Origin of the sequence: Chryseobacterium sp. Chry.R1 (genome assembly GCF_039645525.1) — a bacterium.
GTDB classification, from domain to species: Bacteria; Bacteroidota; Bacteroidia; order Flavobacteriales; family Weeksellaceae; genus Chryseobacterium; species Chryseobacterium proteolyticum.
Genome location: NZ_CP151793.1, coordinates 1,466,815 through 1,491,199 on the forward strand (window position 1 = coordinate 1,466,815; position 24,385 = coordinate 1,491,199).

Consider the following 24,385-nt stretch of genomic DNA (forward strand, 5'->3'; position numbering starts at 1 on the left):
TTTTATTCGGTGATGGTATAGGTAATGACTACCGGAGTATTGGTACTCGTTATGTTTCCATAAGTACTGGGAACTAAGCTAATGCTTAGTCTGTGTCCATTGTTAGCTCCGTTTCCGGTAAATGCACCTCCTATGCCTGTAATGATATTAACTGCTGTTGTGGTTAAGGTTACCTGTGCAGCTGGAGTACCCAATGTGCCTCCACCCGAGCCGGATGCAGTAGCAGCTTGTAACCTTATATTGATTCCGGGAATTACCTGGTTAACAGATGCAGTGACTCTCCTTGTGAGGCCACCAGCAGCGATGGCCGAAGTATAGTTGATCCATTTTGTTGTATTTACTGCTGGATTTACCAAAGGCAGGCCTGCTTCAGTAGGGGCTGCAAAACTTAATGTGATGTTTCCTGCAGGTTCGATATCCAATAATGTTACAATAGGTAACGTCGCAGCAACTGAGATCTGCGAAAAAGCTTTGCCAGATATTGAAATTATTGAAATAAATATCACATAAAATAAGGTTGATAGTGATCTCATTTTTGTTTTTTTATGGTATTATATCCTACTTTTATGCTTTCTTTTTGATACTTAATTTCGGTTTGCTGCTTTACGACATCAATAACAAGGGATTTTGTTTCAGAAGGATGTAAGGTAAAATGAAAGGCATCCATTGATATTTTGTAGCGTTTGTCAAGGCCATTTCTATACAACTTAATATCCCAATCTCCCGGGCGTAAATAGGTGAAATCGAAATTTTCTCCTATATAAGCTATTTTACGATAGGTCTGGTCTCCATTGGAAGCTTCAATAATGATGCTTTCTTTTCTTTTTTTCTCTTTCTTAAGCTGGAACTGAGCAAAACTGAGCTGATTGGGATCCGTAGTTTCCTTAAATTGAATAACTCCCTGAATAGCGGCAGCAGTGGTTAAACCAAAATTAAATATATTCTCTTTATTTGTTAACAATACGGTAGCAGGAAGGCTGATATCCGGAATATCATTAATGTCAGTGGTTGAACGGTCGATTTCTAAAATATAGTCTCCCGGATTTATATTTTTAAAAATGAAATTTCCGTTTTTATCTGTAATGGATAAATGATTTCCCATAGTAAGTCTTATGCCCTCCACTTTTTTAACTCCCAGATTTCCGATATTTCCAGATAGTGTTGTGTACTCTGCAGTTTTTTGTACCGGCATATTCAGACGCCAGGTGTATCGTAATGAAAAAATAAAATCTTTGTTTCCTAATTGTCCTCTCTGCAAAGCATATCTACCTGATACATCAAATTCATGGCCCGGAAAAATCTGCTGATGAAATAAGACCTCAAAAAGGTTGCGGTCATTAAAATATTCTTCAGGGATATAGTTATTCTGATAGAAAATACTAAGATTTGTTTTCGGTGAAAATCTACTTATGACACGGGCACCATAGTATATCTGTTCCTGGTCTTGTAACTGATACCGGGAAGTTATTGCGTAACTTCCAAATACATTGAAGGAGGTTTTCACCTTTTCAAAAGCCAGATTTACAGTGTAAAAGCTGGAATTTCCCGTAAATCCACTCAGGTAATTATCTGTCTTTCCAAATTGCCCCTGAAGATTGACCTGAAAAATACCAATCTGCTGATCAATACTTACCCTTACGAATCTTTCATAATAGTCAAACTGTCTCGGTTCAAGACGATCTTTATATTTCTGATATCCGTTGTATAGCATGATAGAACCATTTTTGAGATACCTGTAGCTTATTCCATATTGAAAATAATTTCTGTAAGGAGCTGCTAAAAACAAAGTATCTCTTTGAAAATTTCGGGCATCCTGAACATAATTGGCAAATGCATTGAGCCTGGAGGAGATCTTATACTGGATGTTACCGTTAAATGTGCTTGTATTGCTGAAATATCCTGCAAAATCAGGACTTGATTTCATATACATCAGATTTCCATTGATTTTCGTGTAGCTGGCAAGAAGCTGAACCATGTAGGCATTTCCTTCCATTCGATCTGTTTTGCTATAGGCTACTTCACCGGAAACATCAAGATTTTTATTCAGTTTGAATTTTCCGGTAGCATAGGGAAGGTGAGCGTTAGAATCTAATCTCAGACCACTGAAACTTAAACTTGTTTCACCGGGTCTTGGAATCTTGTACAAATAACCTGCTGTAATTTCAGATTCTTTATGAAGCCTGAATGTGGAATATACATTGAATTCATCTTTGATATCCCGGAAAAATCTAGGGTGATTGTAAAATCCTCCGATACTGACCTTTTTGAAATTATAACGAATTTCAGCTCCACGGCCATATCGTGCATACTCGGTAAGATAAGAGGAAGAATAGGTCTTGTCTCCCAGATGAACGAAAAATTCATCCCGTCTGTAGTTAATAAAATACTCCTCATATTGGGTGAAGGAATTGAATTCAACCGGGTTGGAAGTTACAGCGTGAAATTCCAATGTCCCTTTATTTTCTTTATCCAGCGTTCCTTTACCATACAATTCACCCTGGAAGCCATCGTGGTATTCTCCTCTGTTTTTCATTCCAATAAAAGCCATCGAGGCGGAAACCGGTAAACGATGGTATATATCATCTTCATCAGGTTTAACAGAAATAATTTTCGTACTGCTGTAAGCCGTTTGGGTTTCTGCCGGATGATCCACTGAATACACGGACAGGTTAAGATTTTGATATTCATTTTTACCCAGATCTGGATTTGTGACCTTACTGATGTTGATTACTTTTGCTTCGCCTGGAGGTAAAAGGAGAGTTGCATCGTGATTTACCACGGCATTTTTACTTTCCAGGATCAGTTTTTCAGTAACATTTCCACTGTTTTTAAGTAGAAAAGAAGAGGTGATGGTTTCACCTGCTTTTACGAATTCCGGAGAATTGATTGCCGTTACTGAAAGCTTTCTGACCGGGAGAACATTTATTTCTGCCGTTTTAATAAATTGATCGGTTTTATCACTTCCCAAACCTCGTAATGTTATGGTATATTTTCCCTGCGGTGTTTCTGTGGCTATACGCAATGGAACCAAATATAGGTAAGTTTCGTCGCCTGCAATTGAAACTTGATTCTTCTTTAAAATGGGAATAATGTATTGATTTGAAGTTTCAATGACAATATCATAAACCTTATTCTGAGAAGTCGTATTTTCCAGGGAAAAAGAAATAGAAGAAGCCGTTCCCGGTAGTATACTATCTTTTTTATTGACAATTTCTCTGGATTGTTTTTGTGAAAAAATAAGTACTGGGAATAGTATGAAAAGATATAAGGCCCAATTTCTAGTCATTTTTTACTTCTAGTTCCACATTGATAGCAAATGCGTTTTCATCTTCATCTGTTGCAATGATGACTGCAGTATATTTATCGGGAGGCATTTTACTGATATCAATAGGAAAGGATTTGGAGGTTTGCGGTAATAGTCCCATTGCCTGTGATGAAAATGTACCTATTTTCTCACCATTCTTTCGGTTGTATATCTCAACGGAAGCCGTTGATCTGCAATAGATTGCTCCTTGGTTTGCGATGGCAATTTTTAATATTTGTCTGCCCTCTTCTTTTTCAACTTTAATATTTTCAAACTTTAGATCTGGTTTTACCTTTTCGGAATCAAAATCAGTTATGATCTGGATGGCATACCTTACAACAGAAGTAATATTAATTCCCTGCTTACTATCACTCGGTTTTATTTCATCTACAGGTTCAACGATGACAACACTCCAGTAACTACCGGGAGAATTTAATTGATTAGGAACGGTAATTTCATAAAAGACCTCTGTTTTTTCCTTAGCCTTTAAAGTAAGAAAGGTTGTATTAAGCCTTATCCAATCCGTATTGGTCCTTTCATTCGTATGCGGAGTTGTATAGTAGATAGAACCATTTGACTGGTAACTGAAGTCCTGTAAAAATATTTTCACATTTTGAGGTTTGTCACCGGTGTTTTGCAAGGCTATTTTTCCTTTGTAAATCTGTCCGTTTTCTACCTTGTAATTATGCGAAAGCCCATTAAGCACAACGATACCGGCATGCAAAAATAGGTAAGGTAAGATCAGGAAAGTAAGAAGAAAGATTCGCTTTGTCATTCTTATTAAAAATTTTAAGTTGAAGATCATGCAATAGATGAACAAGAAGAAACTGACAAAGCGATTTCTTCTTATTCAAATATGTATTTTCAGATATTAATTGTCCGAAATAGTATAAGTTACAGTAGCAACAGTTGTCGCTGTAGCTTGTAGATCAGCGTAAGCTGCAACTCCGCCAGGTCCACTGCCTGCTGCAAGGGCATACGTAAGATTATGGCCGTTATTAGCTCCATTTCCGGTATAAGCACTTCCGATCCCAGAGATAATTGTCTGGTCTGCTGCACTTAATGTAATCAGAGCTGATGGCGTTCCTAATGTTCCCGCACCAGCACCTGTTGCCGCTGCTGCGGTAACATGAATGTCTATCCCGGGAACTAAAGCATTTAATCGAACGGTAACATTACGGGATGGATCTGCAACTGATTTTATTGAAGAGTAGTTAAGCCAAAGTGTTGTATTGGCAGGGCTTGCAACAATAGGTTGTCCAGCTTCTGTAGGAGCTGTAAATCCTAAAGTAATATTTTTGGTAGCCGCAGGTTCAATATCAACAAGCGCAACTTCCGGAACGGAAATCGTAATGGTGTGATTGTCGGTGTTGGTATCTTGTGCGTTTACATGGGCTGAAATGGCCAACGCAACTAAAGATAATGATAATGGAAGTGTGAATTTTTTCATGGTAGTTAGTTATTATTAATTTTCAAGTGAAGTTAATAAAATAAAGAGAAAGTATAAAAGATTTTATCTTTTTTATGACTCCTTACCTCCTCATTTCTAATGCGAAACATAATGAATTTTTATCACAAAATAGAGAACTATTTGATTGTTGTTATTAATAATAATGCCTAATTTTTTTATATCCGATTAAAAAATAATTCAATATTTGAGAAAATGAAAAAGAAAAAAAGTCTCACAATGCTGTAAGACTTTTGTATATTTTTTTGAAATTTCAATTGAAATTATGCCCAATGTGGATCAGAAATAGAAACTTTTCCTGTCTCTACTCTTCCTGAAAAGTGCCAGATGTGATCGGATGAACTTATTTTTATGTCATACCAGCCTTTGTTCTTTTTCAGGTTAAGGGTTCTTTTTTCTTCATCTTTACTAAGCGCAATTTTTTTACGGGTCTTTTCATACAGGTCTTCTATATCCATCATGATATTTCCATTTTTCTTCTTTTTAAATATCAATTGAGCTTCATTATTTTTCGTATCATTAAGCATTTGTATCTCTACTTCCGGTTTCTGCTGACCTTTAAATTTCCTGAAGAAACCATTGGGTCCAAAAACTTCATAATCATAATTATCCAGATAAACAGCGTGTGACAATGTTTGTTTTGAGTATAAAGCATAGGAAAAATAATAATTACCATGATCATCTAGCTTTGTTCTGTCGTAGATTAATAATGGAACTCCTGCCTCCTTCAGGTTCTCCATTTTAATACTGTTATCTGCGAGATTAACATGGTAATTGTAAGGGAGTGCATTGGATGGCTTTATCCCTCTCTCCTGAATTTCCAGTAATGCATGAGATAGCTCATGTTCAGAATGCCATTTCAGATCAGGAACAGGCTTATTCTTGGCTGCATTAATGGTTTTGGTATATTCTTTTTGATTCAGATAATCCATTTTTGGGACCGTCACATTTGAATCATTAAAAGCAGAAGTCAAATCTCCACAAATGGCTCGTCTCCAGTCACTGATATTGTCTATGGTGACATCTTTACTGAATTTTTTCCTGATGAATTTCTCAAGAAACTGTAATACAGAAGTATGATCCGAAACCTCGGAATTTACAAAACCTCCTTTTGTCCATGGGGAAGCAATGATCATCGGAACCCTGTAACCAAGTCCAACTGTTCCTTCAATACGTTCATAATCTCTCAATTGAGATGACAGCATATATTCCTGATCTTTATTAACATATTCTACCCCTTCTTTTCCATTCATGTCTACCGGCTGACTTGGATTTAGTGGCGGAGAAAACGGTAAAACATGATCAAAATAACCGTCATTTTCATCATAATTGATTATAAAAATGGTTTTTTTCCAGGTTTCAGGATCCTTCGTCAAGATATTTAGAACTTCAGAAATATACCACGCTCCATACCATGGTGATCCCGGATGGTCCGAAAAGTGCTCCGGAGCAACCAGCCAAGAAACCAAAGGAAGCTTTTTCTCTTCAACGTCCTTACGGAACTGAAATAATACATCTCCTTTAGGAACTACCAGTTTTTCTCCATGCTCATCATTTCCTGCTTCCAGATTCCAGAAATCAGGGTCTCCCGAATTATTGGTAAATGCTTTTTCGTGAAGATCTTTTTGCTTTTGGGACAATTTTGCATAGTTATCAGGATGATATGTTACCTGATCTTCTTTCAGTTCAGCAATAAGCTTTTCCAATCTTTCTTTCTGATTAGGATTTCTTTCTATTTCCTTCTGTAAGTAGCTGATAATAGAAGGAATATGCGTGTAATATCCTTTAGAGAATTTTACGTTGAACGCTGAAAACCATTCGATGGGATTATCTGTAAAATTGCTCAGCCATGCTTCCTGTTCTCCGGACATTCCTTTAGGAAGGCTGATTTCATTCTGATATATTTTCCATGAAACATTTTGTTCTTCTAATATTTCCGGAAAACTTTTCCATCTTGCCTGACGGTTACTATCATAATCAATATTTTCATTGTAAACATTTGCTTTCACTTTGCCGTTTTGCTGCTCTCTAAGAGTTCCTGACCAATGAAAAAGTCGGTTCGGAGTGGTGCCGGTAAGCGATGAACAAAAATATTGATCGAATACCGTAAATGCATCCGCAAGCTGGTAGTAGAAGGGGAGGTCTTCACGATTATAATATCCCAATGTCAGTGGGATATTTTTATAATCTTTATTTCCAGAAGCCTTAAATTGTAACCATTGATCATATTTTCCTTTGTTAAAAGCTTTCTGTTGGTCTGACCACGAATGAGGCAATGAGCTCATCCATGTTGATTTTGTATTTCTTAAATCTAAACGTGCAGGTGCAGCATACTTTCCATCATTTCCTTTCTGGAAAAAGACAGAATGTCCGTCTTGTTTTACAAATGCTTTTTTATCAAGGAATCCTCTTACCCCTTTCAATGATCCAAAGGCGTGATCAAATGAGCGGTTTTCCTGCATCAGAATAACCACATGTTCGGCGTCATAAAATGTAGACAAGGCAGCGGGTTCTATTGTGAGCGCTTTTAAAATGGAAGGGTGCAAAACACTTGAAGTTCCTAGACCTGCCAGTAACAAACCTGATTTCTGTAAAAATTCTTTTCTGTTCATGCTGAAATAAAATAAGAAAGAAACCGCAAGATAAAAGTATTTCCCGCGATTTCTTTCAAGTAAATTAAAAATGTTAGCGTTTTATTGTAACCACCAAGGTTTGGAATTGATATTATCTGTTCCTCCATATTGAGCTGCTAATGCGGCTTTCAGGTTTACACTGTTGTAGTTATACTCACTTTGAGGATATCGGAACCGTAAAGGTGCAGCAACCCCAGTTTGTAAAGGATAATTGGGATAGCCGGTTCTCAGATAATCATAATAAGATGTCCATTGTGACTGGTGGAACATCGTCATGTACTTCTGGGTCATAATTTTTTCCAGTTGGCTGGATAACGATGCGGAATTATCATATGCCACTAAGGGAGTAGCTAAATAATTATTCACATTAAATCCTGAAAAATAAAGATTTGGATTTTTTACATATGTCTGATAAAAACTGAAACTTGCTTTAATCCCATTATCATAATGTGTTTTTGCAGATCCTGAAATCCACCCTCTCGCAGTGGCCTCTGCCAGAATAAATTCCAGCTCGGAATAACTCAATACCGAAGAAGGTTCATTCGTCGGATCTTTATAAAACCGATCATTGATTTTGGAGATATTTTTTGCAGCTACTAATGCAGCATTATCAGAATATGGGGAAACCGGATTTCCTCCATTATATCCCGTAAAATCAGTAATAGGTTTTCCTGCCTCTTTTGCTGCGGTAGTTTGGGCAGCAAATGTGAATAGTCTTGGATCCTGTCTGTTTTTAAAGAAATTAATAAAATAATCGGCCATATACAAACTTGAACCATAACCACTGTTATTAAACATTGTGTATCTGCTGTCAGCGGCATCTGCAAATTTAAGCTCTCCATTATCCGTAATAGAAGACATCAAAGGCTGGCTTCCTGCAATAGAGGCAAATTCTGTGGCAATATTATAATTCCCTACAGTAGTTTTTTTAGAAAGGGTAATTAAAATCTTAAGACGAAAAGAGTTAATCAGTTTTTTCCACTTCGTTGCATCTCCCTGATAAATAATATCACCTTCTATCTTATCGTTGCTGTTAATAAGGTCATTGGCCTCTTTTAATTCTGTTAATATTCCGGACATTACGGCTTCCTGGCTATCATATTTAGGCTGGGTAATTCCCGACTCTCCTTTTACTGCTTCAGAATAAGGGATGCTTCCGGACTTTAAACTTAAGTTGAAAAAATAATAAGCCCTGAAAAATTTACCGATCGCGATATAATTTTTATTATTGATTCTCTCAGCCTCCTGCATCATTTTAACCGTATTAAGAAGACCATTGGAATAGACCTCAAAAGATGAGTCGTTCCATTTCATGTATTGATAAACATTTTCTCCGTCTATTCCGATCATCATCCTTGAAGCATACATATTATCACCATTTACCTGGAAAGCAGACTGTGAAACGTAAGTTAAAAGAGATTTAGGATCAATAGTAGCCTGGTCATTTGGATTTTCATTGATTTTATCAAGGTTACTTTCGCATGATGTAAGGGCGAATGCTCCTATAACAATTAATGATTTTATAATATTTTTCATTTTGACTGAAATGTTATTTAATTAAAATTTAAGGTTGAATCCAACTCCAAACCATCTGCTCGATGGATCCTGGATATCATTTCCTGTTTTTATCTGGAAATCAGGGTCAGAGTATAGATTTTTGGATTTTTTCCACATCGCAAGATTATATCCGGATATATTTACCGTGAAGTTTTTTACAAATCCTTTTGGATTAAGCAAATAAGAGAAGTCATATTCCAGAACTACAGATCTCAGCTTTATAAAGGTCCTGTCAAAGACATTGGCGAATTCTTCACTTTCATCCTGTGTCACCCTTGCCTGATAAGGATAGTTTTGTGCCCAGTCCTGAAAACTGATAGGCTTTGTGTGCGGAGTATAAGTGCCGGTAGCTGCATTATAATTGACACCGTCAGGAATAAAATAATAAGTTCCCGGATTTGCATATTCCTGATCTCTGTAGGCCACAGAATTCGGATGTTTTCCTCCCCACCACATTTTCTCAACCACCTGAGATCTCATTACTCCGCCTATACTTCCGTCAATACCGATATTTAAACTCAGTTTTTTGTATTTGAATGTATTATTAAAGCCGAACGTCCAGTCCGGATTGAAATGTCCTAAATTCGTAGGAGTGGTTGCTTTAGTTGGCATTCCTGTTTCTGCATTCAGGATTACTTTTCCATCCGGAGACTTTTGCCATGTATAGTCATAATAAGAATCCATTCTTTCACCTAGCTTAATGTTGTTATAGTTAGGCATGTTGTCATAAATAGATGTTAGTTTTTGTTCATACTTACTCCAGTTGATCAAAGATTTCCACATAAAATCTTTTGTCTTTACAGGTATCAGCCCTAAAGAGATTTCAACTCCTTTTGTAGTATATTCATTACCATTTACATATTGAGATTTGAAACCTGAAGATTCGGCACTCGGAAACTGTAGGATATTATTGTAATCCAAAGTTCTGAAATATGTTGCATCCAGTGTTATTCTATTTTTAAATAATCCGGCACTAAGACCTAGTTCATAAGATTTAGTCTGCTCAGGCTTTAGTGAGTTTTCATAATTTAAAGTTGTAGGATAATAATTGGTTGGATTACCATTAAAAGTAATTCCATTGTTATTCATATAATAGTTTCTGATCGAGTAGGGCTGGAAATCGTAAGCCACTTTCGCCCAGGAAGCAGATAATTTCAGAAGGTTAATGGCTTCAGGCATTTTTACAAGATTCGAAATCACAGCGCTTAATGATGCAGAAGGATAAAAATAAGACCTGTTCGCTTTTGGTAATGTAGAAGACCAGTCATTACGTCCGGAAACGTTGATGAAAAAAGCATTATACAATCCAATATCTACAGTTGCATATGTACTGTAAATCAATTTTTCTTTAAGGTAGTCATAATACTTTATAGCTCCGATGGAATTTGATAATTCGTACAGTTCAGGAATCTTTAAACCGTCTGTTGAGGCATTATCTACATTATTTTTATAATAGAATGTGGATGCCCCGGCATTGATGGCAAAATCGAAATTTTCAGAGATCTTTTTCTTATAAGTTGCTAAAACATCAGAGTTGAGGTTCCAGGTTTTGGTGTCGTTCAGAATGTATCCGCCACTTCGTGGAGCACTGTAATTGAAATATGAATAAGGACTTAATATTTCCTGTTTATTATGGTTTTCAACAATAGATATCTTACCTTTAATTGAGAAATCTTCCGTTGCCTTATACTCTAAACCTGTCTGTGCGTTAATAACATTGGTCCTGTTTCTGTTCTTGTAATAGTTGGCTCCAAACCACGGGTTATTATACCATGCGTAATTCCAGTTGGCTTGTAAAGTCCCTTCCTTTCCGGGCACCCACATGTGGTTTTTCAGATCCCTTCCGTCTACGTCACCTCCCATCCAGATAAGAATAGTGTACATATGGCCACTTGGGTTATAATCGTAATTGGGAATGTTTGGGGTAAAAGTCTGGGTGAAATTGAATTTTGTATCAAAGATTAATTTGTCCGTCAGGTGGTTTTCTGAAGAGAAGTTGATCCCATAACGCTGTAAATAAGCTTCGGGAATTCTGTCGTCATAGTTCATGAAGTTCCCGGAAAGCCTGTAAATATCTTTATTATTTTTATAGCTTACGGAAAAGCTGTTGTTGTTTATGACAGCTGGCTTTAGAAATGTTTTTAAATTATCATGATATTCCCAATCAATAGGAACCCTTTCATATCTTGATTTATCATTGTACTGACTTCCTGCAACGGTTCCATACCACGGAATGACCTGCCCTGTAACTTTGTCCCTGATCGGACTGTTCCATTGCGCTATTTTTAGTCCGGGAACAAATTTCGGACCCCAGATCATGTCTCCGTCATTCACTCCTCCGTCTGCTCCATCCCAGAATTCATACTTTCCGTGAGAACCATTTCCATATTGAGTCTGGGTCTTCGGAAGATTGGTAAACCCGGAAGTAATCATTGTGTTTTGGGAAAACTCTACTGTAAATCCTTTCTTTTTAGCGCTTTTGGTAGTGATAAGAACGGCTCCGTATCTACCTCTGGAACCATATAATGCAGAAGCTGTTGCCCCTTTTAATACATTAATATTATCAATGTTGTTAGGATCCAGATTCTGAAAGACTTCCTTTTCAACAATAACCCCATCTATGACAAATACCAGATTGGAATTTCCTCTTAATGTAAATTGAGGTGCCTGCTGCATTCCCGTAGGATTAGAAACATTCAATCCTGCAACCTGGCCGGAGAATAAATTTCCGATACTCGGAGTGGTGATGGACTCAAATTGTTTTGTCCCCACTTCCTGTGTGGAATAGCCGATTTTTTCTTTCTTTTTGGCAATCCCTAAGGCAGTGATTACAACGCCTTCGATTTGTTTTTCATTTACTTTTTTTAGAACAATGGAATATTGTCTTCTCGAAGAAACTTCTATAGTGTAGGATGAATAATCAGGTGAGAAAAACTCCAGAATATCTTTTGGATTTGCTGAAATGGTGAAATTTCCATTTTCATCTGTAATAGCTGTTTTCCCAGTGTTTTTGTCGGTGATGTTAACACCGGATACTGTATTGCCGTTTTCGGATTTTACATTTCCGGAAATGTTGACTTCTTGAGCAGTTAGGTATAGGGGGAGCAAAAAAATTGCAAAAGTAGCTAAAGTCTTCTTCATTTTTTTGAGGACAAATTTAGCGCTGCATTGTTACCTATATCTTAATGATATATTAAGATAAAAATATCATTTGGTGATCTGTATCAAGAAAAGTTAATATAATTATAAAACAGAAAAGCCAGATATATCACTTTTTTACTTTACTATAAATGGTTGTTTTTTTTAAGTAAAAAAAGCATTTTTCATTAGAATCTGCTTAAGATCCCCCAGTGAATTTTAATGTCATTAAACTTGAATGGATTTCCGAACTCATTACCGTTTGAAATCTGGAAGCTCATGAGCCCTATCGGAATAAAGAAATTAAATCCTAATCCAACACTGTATAGCTTGGGTTTTACATTTAAGGATTTATTGTTAAGCTGCCCATATTGTCCAAAGAAATCAAAGAATGCCTGGCTTCCGATCAGATAGCGGTATTCTAACCCGGCATAATAGTAAAAATCAGCGGCAAGGGATTTTTCATTAAACCCACGCATGGAATTCCATCCTCCAAAGCGGTACAATTCGTTAGCTGAAAATTCTATTTTTGAATCCATCATCGCACCCTCTGCCTTTATGTTGAGGAAGTGATTGCCTGAAATATGATAATTATGTTCCCCGAAAAAGTAGAACTGATTTTGATTGGCTTTAATATTATCTTTAGTATATGTTGTCGTAAGGAAATCGTAACCGGCGTTTATTTTTGTTTTGTAGAGGAAAAGATCGATGTCAGTAGGCTCCGTCATATCAAGCCATACTCCGATCCCTTTTTTGTTGTAATCTTTTCCCTGAACATATAAAGTGTCGATAATACTTGATGTTTCAAAAGTTCCTCTGAGACCTACTTTATACCTGTTGTTGATGTGATAGTATAATGCAGGGAGTAACTTTACATTCGCAAATGTTGAATCCTGCCGGAAGATATTGACCTTCATATTGAGGCCGACATTCGATTTAAAGAGATACGGAATATCTGTTTGTAAGTCAAAAGTTTGTCCTTTGTCAGGATTTCGCTGCCAATATAAATTGATCGTTTCAAAACCATTGAACATATTCCTGAAGTTCACATTCAATGTTCCGTTCAATGTGAACTTGTCCGTTTTATCATTCCCGAAACCAATAACCCCATCGAACGTATTGGTTTTTTTCTTTTCCATGAACAAGTAGATCTGCGTGGAATCTTTTGTAAAGAGCGTTTGAGGAGGGCGTTCCAGTGAAACAAACGGATGACTCTGGAAATTTTTATTAATTGCAATCAGATTCTTATCATCATAGGTTTTTCCTTTAAAATCTTTTTCAAGGTTTTTGATAAATCGCTTAGGAACTCTTTCATATCCTTTTACAACAAAACCATCGATCGTTCTTTTATCATTCTTGTTGATTTCAAGTTCAACCATTGGATAGCCGTTCTTCTGGCCTTTGTATTTGGACTTGATCCGGCTGAATGAATACCCGTCATCAACGTACCTTTTATTAATGCTCTTTTTGGTTGAATCTAAATTTTTAGTAAAAAAATCTTTTTTGATCTTCAGTTTACCTACAATTGAATCTGAGATACTGACATATGTTTCATTGAAGTTTTTTCCTTTATCATAAATGATCTCCGTACTATCCCCTTTTACTTTCACCTCCTTAAGCTGGGTGAAAAAATAGTTGTTCTGAGCCAGAGAGTCAAGGAATTTTACTGCCGAAGCGGAATCTTTTACTTTTTTTGTTTGTTTGGTTTGGGTATCTGTAAGCCAATAGACTTTTTTTTGCGCCTGAACAAAAACGCAAAACAATACAAAAAATATTTTCAGAAATAACTTCAATACTCCATTTATTTAAACCATTCAGAAATCCGGTGAAGTGAAAATTGCCGCTCAATCACAATTTTGCAATTATAGATTTAACGATTTTATTATTTTTCCTTTCCTCACTCAATACTAACCGGAATTAATCCAGTTTATTGTATTTTTTCATTAAATTTTCATAAGTTCCCTGTGGAAGAATCCATTTCAAAGGAACTCCTATTTTCTGACCGAATTTTCCAAAATAATAATGGGCTTTCCACTTATTTTTTGTCAGAAGGTTTTCAATATATTCTGCGACTTCTGATGGTTCTGTTCCGTCACCGACATGAGAATTCATCAATGCATACACTTTATCAAAGACACTTTTATAAGGTTCGGAAACTTTAGTTCTCACCCTGTTTTCTGCAATATTGGTTTTGATGTCTCCTAAATGGAGAGAGCATACATCGATGTTCCAGGGATATACCTCATAACGTATTGCCTCAGTAACCTTATCCAAAGCCGATTTCGAAGCCGAGTAAAATCCTCTGAATGGCAGTCCCATTTCACTTCCGATACTCGATATATTAATGATTTTTCCGAATTTGTGTTTACGCATTACAGGCATTACTGCACTCATCATCTGAACAGAGCCTACCAGGTTAAGGTTGAACAGCTTCAGGATATCTTCTTTCGAAGAATCTTCTACAGCTCCTACCATTCCCATCCCGGCATTATTGATCAGCACATCAATTCTTGTTTCTGTTTTTAAGATTTCAGTTATGGCATTGCCCACTGCTGTGTTATCTGTAATATCGGTAGGAATAGACTTGAAATATTGACTTTCAGTATGTTTTCTGCTCAATCCATATACATGATGTCCTTTCTTTCCCAAATATTCTGCTAAAACGAAACCAATTCCTGATGAAGTTCCGGTGATGATAATGGTCATTTCTTTTTATTGCTTTTAGAATTGTTGTTATTCATATTTTCCGGCTACTGATTATTGACAAGTTTTTTATATTCCTCATCAGACAGCACCGGACTCGTATTTTCAGCAAATGTAAAAAAAAGAATAATGAACTCTGTAACTTATTCTTCCTGAAAATACAGACTAAAGATAAATACCAATAGGTGGATAGATTGATACACACTTTTGTTACAGGGATAAAACTTAAAATAAACTTAACCTTAATGATGTAGGGAATACGTAATTAATGTTTATTTTATCAATATTTATTTGATATGTAGTATTTTATGTACGGGTTTTAACCGATTGAAAAACTATTTCTTAATAGAAATATAAAAAAATGTTAATAACCCTAAGGAGTATGCTGTTCTAATTTTGCATCCGAAATCAAAAGCATGAAATGACTGTACTGAAAACTCCTGTCTCGGTGGCCTATTTAACAGGCCGCGGACTACTAATCGGCGCACTGTGTATGTCTCCGGTGTTGCTATCTCAGAAAAAAGACAGCTTAAAAGAAAAATCAATCGATGAGGTCGTCGTCGTAGGATACGGAACACAGAAAAAGAGTAAAGTATCCGGTGCTGTTTCCGAAGCTTCATTAGATAAGCTCACTTCAAGATCACTATCCGGCATCGGTGAGGTCCTTCAGGGAAAAGCTCCGGGAGTAACCGTTGTTAACGAGGGTGGAGATCCAAACGGCTCCCCGAAGGTAAATATCCGTGGTTTAGGAGGAATCAACGGTGAAACCCCACTTTATGTGGTGGATGGTGTGGTGTTTAACGGAACTCCGGCTATTAACCCTAATGACATTCAGGATATATCTGTACTTAAAGATGCTTCTGCAGCTATTTACGGAGCAAGATCTTCCGGAGGAGTAATTCTTATAACCACAAAAAGGGGGAAGAAAGGATTGCTGACCGTAGATTTTGATGTGAAGTATGGTGTTAATAAAGCGTGGAGGTTGAAAGAATCATTAAATGCTGCTGAATTTCAGGATGTGATGCGTCAGGCCTTTGAGAATGCAGGTAAACTAAGCAGTTTACCTTTGGCATTTAATGCGGATAAATATCCGGATGGAAGAGTAACAAGGACCGACTGGATGAAAGAAATTTTTCGTACGGGAACGATCCAGGAATATAATCTTAACGTAAGTGGGGGAAGTGAAAAATCCCGTTTTTTTGTTGGGATGAACCATAGGAATCTGGAAGGAATATTATTGAATACCCAGGCAAAACGATATAATTTCAGAGTTAATTCTGAGCATAAGATCAAGGATTGGTTAACCATCGGAGAAAATATGTATTATAATTACTCAGATGGAAATACCGCGGATACCAAAAGTGGATATACAGGGGCATTGGTAGCCGCGATGTATTATCCGCCAAATGTTCCTGTATATACTCCGACGGGAGCCTTTTCAGGATTACCAATTGATGTGGCTGGAGGTTATGGAGATATGATCAATCCGGTAGCCTATCTGCAAAGAATCAGCATAAGAAATCCTACCCATGAAATTCTCATCAATCCTTATGCTGAGGTTACTTTAGCTAAAGATCTTAAGTTCCGGTCGAATTTTTCTCAGACATTTAAAATAGGGACTATTAAGAATTTTATATACAGAGTTTTGGAAGTGGGAAAGATTTTCGATACCAACAATCTCGAGTATCAGTCCAACAACTCTTCGACAGCCCTTGCAGAACAGCTTCTTACGTATAAAATAGCTCTTGACAAGCATAATTTTGATTTTCTGGGTGGTTTTACATTTCAGAAAACAATTGATGAAGGTTTCCTGGCGAAAGCCTATGATTTCCGAAGCGAAGTAGAAGTTTTTCAACACCTTCAGAATGCTGCGGATACCAATAAAGATGTTTCCAGTTATAAATACCAGCAATCCCTGGTATCCTATCTTGCCAGGATCAATTATGACTATGCCGGTAAATATGTGATCAGTGTATTGGGAAGAAGGGATGGATCATCCTTAGTTGCGAAGCAAAACCGATTTGCCAATTATTATGCTCTTTCAGGAGCCTGGATAATGTCCAGGGAAAATTTTCTACAAGACATTTCCTGGCTTTCAAGCTTAAAATTAAGAGGCAGCTACGGGATACTGGGAAATCTAGGAGGGATTTCACCTCAGGCTGTTAATCCTTTAATGATCAGGGATAATAATGTGATTTTCGGGCAGGACCCTTCTCAAAACATTGCATATTATGCTACTACCAGACCCAATCCGAATTTGAAGTGGGGAAAATCGGAACAGACGAATTTTGGATTGGATGCTTCTTTTCTTAAAAACAGCCTTTCTTTACAGTTTGATTATTTTACCAAAAATTCCAAAGGCCAGATATTCAATGTAAGTTTACCAAGTACTGCTACCTATAATAATCAATATGTAAATGCTGGTTTATTTCAGGATAAAGGCTATGAGTTGGGAATTAATTATAACAGCAGAAGTACAGGAGACTTTTCCTATTCAATAGGAGCAACATTTAGTCAACTAAAAAATACGGTGAAGCAGCTGGCCGATGTTAATGAGATTTTTATTAACAGCAATGGAGTGCGTGGAGTATTGAAACCCACCCGTATAAGGGTAGGAGAGTCTTTGTATTCCTACTACGGATACAAAACCGGAGGCATTTTCCAAACACAGGAAGAGATCAATAATTATAAGGATGCGAACGGAAATCTCATCCAGCCCAATGCTAAGCCGGGAGACATCAAGTTCCTGAAAAAAGAAGGAAATACAGGAGTGCTGAATAATGATGATTTTGTAAATCTCGGAAATCCCTATCCCAAGTTTTCGTACGGACTTTCCTGTAATATGACCTGGAAAAATTTTGACCTCAATGTATTTTTTCAGGGAGTGTACGGGAATAAAATTTTCAACGGACTGAAGTTTATTTCATTAAATCCGGGAGGAACAGGACAGAACTACAATATGGACAGGGAAATTCTTAACGCATGGACACCACAAAATACCAATACGGATATACCTAGACTCGTTCAGGGAGATCCAAGCGGGAATTACTCTAAAGTATCGGATTTCTACGTAGAAAATGGGTCCTACTTAAGACTGAAAAACCTTACCATCGGTTATTCTTTGCCTAAAGAATTGTATGGAAAGCTTGATGTGACAAAGCTGAGAATTTATATAACAACAAATAATTTGTTTACCATCACCAAATATACAGGCTTTGATCCAGAAGTGGGAATGGATACGTATGGAGTGGATACCGGAAGATATCCTCAGGCTCGCTCATTTATTTTCGGGGTGGAAATAGGATTGTAATTTTTTAACACTAAAAAAAGAAAAGATGAAATTTTTAAAAAATATATTTTGGATATCAGGGATTGCAGTCGTGCTTTCATCCTGTACAAACGAGTTAGATGTTCAGCCGGAAGGTACACCTACCGAGGCAAGTTTTTGGAAAACAGAGAATGATCTGATCACCGGAGCTAATGCTATGTATAAGCCTTTGTCCGATAGTGAGTTTTATGGGAGAGGTTTATTCTGGTTCATTAATGCCAGCGATGATATGGTTACAGGACGATCAAAAAGTGAAGCCGATAATGCAAAGAATTTCAGCAGTAATTATATTGCTGCAGGTGATCTAGAAACTCAGTGGAATAAAAGATACAATGTAATAGGTGTTGCAAACCGTGTCATTCGGAACATCGATAATATTCAGACTACAGCTGCGGTAAAAAATAAATATCTGGGAGAGGCTTTATTTATGAGCAGCCGGATGTATTTTGAATTGGCATATAACTATGGAAATGACAAAGCTGGAGTTCCTATTATCGATAGAAATAAAGAAGCCGATCCTAATCCGATCCCGAGAGCGGCCAATGTAATGGAGAACTACAATTATATTGTAACCGATCTTAAGAGGGCCGCAGAATTATTGCCTGCACAGGAAGAACTGCTGGCAAAAGACTTCGGAAGACCTCACAAGGTGGCTGCGTGGGCACTTCTGGCGAAAGTGTATTTATTTATGAAAGACTGGCAAAATGCTGCATTTTGGGCGAATGAAGTAATGACAAAAGGAAACAGAAATCTACTGAATAATTACGCTGATGTTTTCAAAGCTGAAAATAATTACAGCTCTGAATATATATGGTCTATACCGAGTACCCCTAAATTTAATTCGGTAGGTAGTATTCTTCCTGGCGTTATGCTTGAAAATAAAGGATGGGGATTGTATAATGGTTGGGGATATTTTCAACCTACCAAAGAATTATATGATGAATATGAAGCCGGAGATCTAAGAAGAAGTGCAACAATTCTGAAATTGGGAGATCAGTTCACGTTTAACGGAAGTGTAAGAACATATGCTTCTATCAATTCTCTTACAGGATATCAGTTTAATAAATATATGGATGCATTTAAGTACGCATTAAACAGTGGGCATGTAAGCGCTAATGGAGATTATCCGTGTACCGACCTTGCTGTTCCGATTATGCGTTATGCTGAAGTTATTCTGATCAAAGCAGAAGCAAAAATTATGATGGGACAGAATGCGGACCAGGAAATTAATATGATCCGTAACCGTGCAGGATTAGCCTCGAAAAACGGATGCACATTGGCTGACCTGAAGCACGAAAGACGTTGCGAATTGGCAGGTGAATGGGCTGACAGGCACCGGGATCTTGTGCGTTGGGGGGATGCTCAAAGTACTTATGCACAGCCTTTACATGGAATTAATGGACAGGTAGTATGGGCTGCCAGAAATTTCAATCCTTCGGTTCATAATGTGTGGGCAGTGCCACAGGTTGAAATCGTTAACAGTCACGGGATCATCAAACAAAACCAAGGCTGGTAAAACTTTAGCTAATAATGATAAACTATACCATTGCTGAAACTATGCAGTGGTATAGTTTAAACTTTTATTTTTTATGGTCATCATTGGTTTCAGATTGAAACGAAGGGATATTGAATTTTTTTATCTTGATAAAGATGAACAATGCAAAAATAGAAATCACAATTGAACAGATTGCCTTTTTGCTTTCAGTCTCTAAACCCTTTAAACAGGTCTTTTTAAAATATTATGAAACAAATAAAAATATGGGCTTTGTTAGCCACCGCCATTTTTTCACAAAATCAGGCGCAGAATTATCTGAACTATACTGTAAGCAATGCGCACTCACATAATGATTATGAACAGAAAGTACCATTCTGGGAGGCATATTATGCAAACTTCGGTTCTGTTGAAGCAGATGTTTTTCTTGTTAATGGCAAGCTGTGGGTAGCCCATACAGAAAAAGAATTATCTCCTGACAGGACATTGGAAAGCCTCTACCTGGACAATATTTCAAAACAAATCAAACTCAATAAAGGAAAGATTTATCCGGATTCTTCTAAAAAACTACAATTGCTTATTGATATTAAGCAAGATTATAAAACAAGTCTCAATGCTTTGTTAGCAACGTTGAAAAAATATCCTGAGATTACGGGTAATTCCGGAGTCAAAATTGTAATAACCGGTAACAGACCTCAGCCTTCTGATTTCAAAAATTATCCGGATTATCTTTTTTTTGATGGGGATCTTGATAAAAAATATACTTCTGACGAGCTTGGAAGAGTAGGACTATTCAGTGCAGATTTGCAGGGGCTGGTAAAGTGGAATGGAAAGGGAATCCCCAGAGATGAAGAAACCGAAAATATAAAAAAGGCAGTGGAGGCTGCTCATGGCCGGCAAAAGCCAGTACGTTTTTACGGAGCTCCGGATTTCCCTAATGCATGGGTGAATTTTATAGATTTGGGAGTGGATTATATCAATACCGATCACATTCCCGATCTGAAAAAATTTCTCAATACCATTCCTAGGAATTTTTATAAAAATACCAAAGAATACACTACATATGCACCTACCTACAAAACGGATGGAGTGGTTAAGAATGTTAAAAATGTGATTCTTTTAATTCCGGATGGTACCTCTTTGCCCCAGTATTATGCTGCCTTTACAGCAAATAAAGGAAAGTTAAATGTATTTAATATCAAGGCTACCGGATTGTCTAAGACCAATTCGTCCAATGCTTATATTACGGATTCTGCTCCGGGGTCAACAGCTTTTGCTACGGGAGTGAAGACGAAGAATACCTTCGTTGGAGTTGATGAAAGAGGCAATTCTATTGCACAAATTCCGGATATCATTGCCGGCCAGGGAAAGGTTTCAGGATTAATTTCTACCGGAGACGTCACAGATGCTACACCCGCGGATTTTTATGCACATTCAGATAACAGAAATAGCTCGGAGCCAATCCTGAAAGGCTTTGTGAATTCCAAAACCAAGATTCTGATTGGCGGTCCTACCAGTGGATTGACGCCGGATAATGTTTTGAAAATTAAAGAAGCAAAAATAGATACTTACCAGGATCTAAAATCTGTGAAGAAAATCAATAACCGAACATTGATCATTGATCCTCTGGCTTCAAAAAGAATAACCGAAGGAAGAGGAAATTGGTTAGCCGATGCCTTTGACCTTACCCTCAATGATCTAAAAGAAAATAAAAATGGATTCTTCATGATGGTTGAGGCATCCCAAACAGATGGCGGTGGACATAGTAATAATATTGAGCAGCTTGTTACAGAATTATTAGACTTCGATCATGTGGTAGGAAAAGCCATGAAGTTTGCGGATGAAAATAAAGAAACATTGGTGATTGTTGTAGGGGATCATGAAACCGGAGGACTCTCACTTCTTGACGGAAGTCTTAAAGAAGGATGGATTTTCGGAAATTTCAGCACCAATGACCATACTTCCATTCCATCTACTGTATTTGCTTATGGCCCCAATTCTAAAGAATTTACAGGATTGTTTGAAAATACTGAGATCTTTAGTAAAATACTCAGCGCGTACGGAATAAAAAAGTAAAGCTTTTATTGGAATAATGTAATAATCATTAAAAAAGTCGCAGCCTTTAATCAATAAAGGCTGCGATTTTATTTTTCAGTTTTTTTAAGAAATCTAGTTGAAGTTAGTTTTAATAATCAATTCTGAGAGTTCTGCACTGACAAAATCTATTGGCATTATTCCGTAAGTTCCCTGTGGGCTGTTCTGAAATAAAGTTTTAAGTTTAGGATTAATAGTATTGGAAACTGTAGGAATACTGGGAATTCCAAATATTAAGGGTTTGTAACCACTTGTAAAATTAATAAAAAGTTTACTGCTGATATCATTTTTAGCCTCATTGTAAAGAGCAGAAATCTTATTCCATTTATCATCATTATTACTTACCTGATAATAATCCTGAACTTTTAATGAAGCATTGGAATTATTGATTTCAAAGGTTGTATTATCTGCCCATGATGTAGCATCAATTCCTTTAGCTGTTTCTGCTGAAAACCTTCTTAGTAATTTTATTTTTCCTCTCACAGATCCTAAAGTAGGAATATGAGTTCCAAGATCCCATCTTGAAGGGTTTTTCTCGATGTAAGAATCAAATGTTTTCTCAAAGGTTCTTGTTGTATTCGAAGCATTATATTCTTCTTTTACAGACATGATGATGGTCTCTGTAGGATGACTGTCTAAAAATGAGTAGCATGCATTAAGAACATCATCAAAATTTAAATTCTGATAAATAGCACCATGGTGGATAGCAAAAGAATTATCAATATGTCTGCAACGGACATCCAGAAAACGAACTCCTGCATTGAGTTGCTCGCTGATGGTAAGGTTTTGGGTCTTTGCCGTACCACTGTTTGAAGGAACCTCTCTCATTGCTCCTGAATCGTGAGTGCCGGGGATAGAAATTTTAGAAAGGGAAGTATTATCCTCTAATCCGGACATCCAGTTGCTTATACCAATAGTGGCCAGAGTAACTTTACCGGTATTCTTTGCCTGAATACTGAAGTTCTTATCATCAGAGTTCATAGCGGTTAGATTTTCTGAACATGAAGAAAGCATTGTTGAGGTAGCTGTAATACCGAGAAGGAGAATCGCAAGATGTCTCACATTAAATTTGGACATAGTTTAAATATTTTTATTTAAACCTAAAATAAGCATATATCTATTATAAGGGAGTTAAATGAATTTTAATAGATAATTAAGTTATGATGTTTAAATGTAGAAATTCTCCTAAAAGGCAAAAATTACAGAATTGCTGAAATTGCAAAAATCGTCTGTTTTCTAAATTAACTTGAGTAGCGTATTGTCCATATAAACACAAAACGACGATCTGATGAAAGGACCGTCGTTTTGTTGCCGTTTGAAATATTCTTTACATTACGATATAAGAATTGTGGAAAGATCTTTCCAGAACATAGGATACGATTTTTCAACCACATTTTCTTCCTCTATAGTAAGCTCTTTGATCAGGCAGAATGGAGCAAAACTCATGGCCATCCTATGATCCTGATAAGTTTTGATCGAGATATTTTCTTCTGGTTCTCCAAAACTCACTGATTTGATTGTGAAATCTGTAATTTCAGTGTCGGTTCCTATTTTTTTTAGTTCGTTATATAAAGCCTGTAGTCTGTCTGTTTCCTTAACCCTTAAGGTGCCCAGACCTGAAATGTCGAAAGGAATTTTTAATGCAGCTGCCGTTACACAAAGAGTTTGCGCAATATCGGGGCAGTCGTTCATGTCCAGTTCAATTTTTTCCGGAAAAGAAAAGTAAGGATCAGCCTTTAAAGTAATTTTATGTTCTTCTTCCGAAAAAGTCGTTGTAATTCCAAAGAACTTCTCATAGATGTTTGCTATTGCAGAATCTCCCTGAGTGGATTGTTTATAGAAGCTTTTCAGATGAATAGTTTTCCTTCCCAATGCACAGATAGAGTAAAAGTATGAAGCAGAGCTCCAGTCACTTTCTACTTCATAATGGATAACAGAAGATGGGTTTGCAAAAGGTTCTACGTTAATCACATTCCCCGTAAAAGTAGCATTGATACCAAATCTGGTAATAATATCAAGCGTCATTTCTATATAAGACCTCGATGTGATATCGCCGACAAGATTGATCTCCAAGCCATTTTCCAGCTTCCCTGCAATAAGAAGTAAAGAAGTAATAAACTGGCTGGAAATATTGGCAGGAACATTCACCACAGATTGTGTGATCCTCTTACCCTTAATTCTTAAAGGAGGAAAACCTTCGTTCTCCATATATTCAATATCTGCTCCCAGATCACGCAAAGCGTTGACCAGGTTTTTGATAGGCCTTTCTTTCATTCTTCCGGATCCGGTAAGGATAGTATCCCTGCCCTCGAGGATAGAAAAATATGAAGTAAGAAAGCGCATGGCGGTTCCGGCATGATGAATGTCCACCACTTCAGAATTTTCTGATAAGGCTTTCGTAAGCATTTCTGTGTCCTGGGAATTGGAAAGATTTCCGATTTGTATGTTATTAAACAGGCTTTCCAAAATCAACAAACGATTCGAAATACTTTTCGAACCGCTGATTTGTATGGTTTGATCTCCTTCTAATTTTGATTTCTCTAACTTCATTATTTCTATAGGTTTCAGATTTAAGTCATCAGATTTCAGACGGTTATTGTCTGTTATCATTAACGTAGTCTCTGTTTCAATTTTATTATTCTGATAAGACTCAGTCTTTTAAAAGCAG

At 36.9% G+C, this 24,385-nt stretch carries 14 protein-coding genes; 3 read left to right on the forward strand and 11 right to left on the reverse strand.

Annotation, left to right across the window (positions count from 1 at the left end):
- Positions 1-2 precede the first annotated feature (2 nt).
- The 9 genes from AAEU33_RS06830 to AAEU33_RS06870 all read right to left on the reverse strand — a co-directional run bounded on the left by AAEU33_RS06830 (position 3) and on the right by AAEU33_RS06870 (position 14,806).
- On the reverse strand, positions 3-533 hold the full coding sequence (locus AAEU33_RS06830) for a hypothetical protein (RefSeq protein ID WP_345991612.1): 531 nt from the start codon (positions 531-533) through the stop codon (positions 3-5).
- Complete coding sequence (locus tag AAEU33_RS06835) at positions 530-3,286, reverse strand: hypothetical protein (RefSeq protein ID WP_345991614.1); 2,757 nt, start codon at positions 3,284-3,286, stop codon at positions 530-532. The genes AAEU33_RS06830 and AAEU33_RS06835 overlap by 4 nt, the downstream gene beginning before the upstream one ends.
- The gene (locus AAEU33_RS06840; protein WP_273649844.1) at positions 3,279-4,079 is read right to left on the reverse strand and encodes a DUF3324 domain-containing protein; all 801 of its coding nucleotides are present in this window, start codon (positions 4,077-4,079) and stop codon (positions 3,279-3,281) included. Before AAEU33_RS06840 ends, AAEU33_RS06835 begins: the two co-directional genes overlap by 8 nt.
- Before the next feature lie 96 nt (positions 4,080-4,175).
- Positions 4,176-4,754 (reverse strand): hypothetical protein, encoded by a 579-nt coding sequence (locus tag AAEU33_RS06845; protein WP_172280963.1) that lies wholly within the window; start codon positions 4,752-4,754, stop codon positions 4,176-4,178.
- Between the two features lie 281 nt (positions 4,755-5,035).
- Complete coding sequence (locus AAEU33_RS06850) at positions 5,036-7,384, reverse strand: phospholipase C, phosphocholine-specific (RefSeq protein ID WP_345991617.1); 2,349 nt, start codon at positions 7,382-7,384, stop codon at positions 5,036-5,038.
- 81 nt (positions 7,385-7,465) lie between these two features.
- Positions 7,466-8,941: a SusD/RagB family nutrient-binding outer membrane lipoprotein gene (locus tag AAEU33_RS06855; RefSeq protein ID WP_345991619.1), complete on the reverse strand. Its 1,476-nt coding sequence runs from the start codon at positions 8,939-8,941 to the stop codon at positions 7,466-7,468.
- 21 nt (positions 8,942-8,962) lie between these two features.
- Complete coding sequence (locus tag AAEU33_RS06860; protein ID WP_306614865.1) at positions 8,963-12,103, reverse strand: SusC/RagA family TonB-linked outer membrane protein; 3,141 nt, start codon at positions 12,101-12,103, stop codon at positions 8,963-8,965.
- A gap of 185 nt (positions 12,104-12,288) precedes the next feature.
- Complete coding sequence (locus tag AAEU33_RS06865; protein WP_345991621.1) at positions 12,289-13,893, reverse strand: hypothetical protein; 1,605 nt, start codon at positions 13,891-13,893, stop codon at positions 12,289-12,291.
- Positions 13,894-14,017: 124 nt separating this feature from the next.
- Positions 14,018-14,806 (reverse strand): SDR family oxidoreductase, encoded by a 789-nt coding sequence (locus AAEU33_RS06870; RefSeq protein WP_345991623.1) that lies wholly within the window; start codon positions 14,804-14,806, stop codon positions 14,018-14,020.
- Positions 14,807-15,224: 418 nt separating this feature from the next.
- Between AAEU33_RS06870 and AAEU33_RS06875 the strand changes: the two genes are divergently transcribed.
- The 3 genes from AAEU33_RS06875 to AAEU33_RS06885 all read left to right on the forward strand — a co-directional run bounded on the left by AAEU33_RS06875 (position 15,225) and on the right by AAEU33_RS06885 (position 21,699).
- Complete coding sequence (locus AAEU33_RS06875) at positions 15,225-18,113, forward strand: TonB-dependent receptor (RefSeq protein WP_345991625.1); 2,889 nt, start codon at positions 15,225-15,227, stop codon at positions 18,111-18,113.
- Positions 18,114-18,138: 25 nt separating this feature from the next.
- On the forward strand, positions 18,139-19,647 hold the full coding sequence (locus AAEU33_RS06880) for a RagB/SusD family nutrient uptake outer membrane protein (protein ID WP_345991626.1): 1,509 nt from the start codon (positions 18,139-18,141) through the stop codon (positions 19,645-19,647).
- A gap of 225 nt (positions 19,648-19,872) precedes the next feature.
- Positions 19,873-21,699 (forward strand): alkaline phosphatase, encoded by a 1,827-nt coding sequence (locus tag AAEU33_RS06885; protein ID WP_345991628.1) that lies wholly within the window; start codon positions 19,873-19,875, stop codon positions 21,697-21,699.
- 93 nt (positions 21,700-21,792) lie between these two features.
- On the opposite strand, the gene AAEU33_RS06890 is transcribed toward AAEU33_RS06885, so the two are convergent.
- A complete protein-coding gene (locus AAEU33_RS06890) occupies positions 21,793-22,794 on the reverse strand; it encodes a phosphatidylinositol-specific phospholipase C (RefSeq protein WP_345991630.1) in 1,002 nt (333 codons plus the stop codon).
- Between the two features lie 255 nt (positions 22,795-23,049).
- Positions 23,050-24,267, reverse strand: a complete 1,218-nt coding sequence (locus AAEU33_RS06895) for a 3-phosphoshikimate 1-carboxyvinyltransferase (protein WP_345992747.1) — start codon at positions 24,265-24,267, stop codon at positions 23,050-23,052.
- Positions 24,268-24,385 lie beyond the last annotated feature (118 nt).

What these genes read in the sequence shown, in the direction of transcription:
- AAEU33_RS06840 (WP_273649844.1), bottom strand. Translation starts at nt 4,079, where the DNA reads ATGACAAAGCGAATCTTTCTTCTTACTTTCCTGATCTTACCTTACCTA.
- AAEU33_RS06885 (WP_345991628.1), top strand. Translation starts at nt 19,873, where the DNA reads ATGAAACAAATAAAAATATGGGCTTTGTTAGCCACCGCCATTTTTTCA.
- AAEU33_RS06870 (WP_345991623.1), bottom strand. Translation starts at nt 14,806, where the DNA reads ATGACCATTATCATCACCGGAACTTCATCAGGAATTGGTTTCGTTTTA.
- AAEU33_RS06835 (WP_345991614.1), bottom strand. Translation starts at nt 3,286, where the DNA reads ATGACTAGAAATTGGGCCTTATATCTTTTCATACTATTCCCAGTACTT.
- AAEU33_RS06875 (WP_345991625.1), top strand. Translation starts at nt 15,225, where the DNA reads ATGACTGTACTGAAAACTCCTGTCTCGGTGGCCTATTTAACAGGCCGC.
- AAEU33_RS06830 (WP_345991612.1), bottom strand. Translation starts at nt 533, where the DNA reads ATGAGATCACTATCAACCTTATTTTATGTGATATTTATTTCAATAATT.
- AAEU33_RS06895 (WP_345992747.1), bottom strand. Translation starts at nt 24,267, where the DNA reads ATGAAGTTAGAGAAATCAAAATTAGAAGGAGATCAAACCATACAAATC.
- AAEU33_RS06880 (WP_345991626.1), top strand. Translation starts at nt 18,139, where the DNA reads ATGAAATTTTTAAAAAATATATTTTGGATATCAGGGATTGCAGTCGTG.
- AAEU33_RS06890 (WP_345991630.1), bottom strand. Translation starts at nt 22,794, where the DNA reads ATGTCCAAATTTAATGTGAGACATCTTGCGATTCTCCTTCTCGGTATT.
- AAEU33_RS06850 (WP_345991617.1), bottom strand. Translation starts at nt 7,384, where the DNA reads ATGAACAGAAAAGAATTTTTACAGAAATCAGGTTTGTTACTGGCAGGT.
- AAEU33_RS06855 (WP_345991619.1), bottom strand. Translation starts at nt 8,941, where the DNA reads ATGAAAAATATTATAAAATCATTAATTGTTATAGGAGCATTCGCCCTT.
- AAEU33_RS06845 (WP_172280963.1), bottom strand. Translation starts at nt 4,754, where the DNA reads ATGAAAAAATTCACACTTCCATTATCATTATCTTTAGTTGCGTTGGCC.
- AAEU33_RS06860 (WP_306614865.1), bottom strand. Translation starts at nt 12,103, where the DNA reads ATGAAGAAGACTTTAGCTACTTTTGCAATTTTTTTGCTCCCCCTATAC.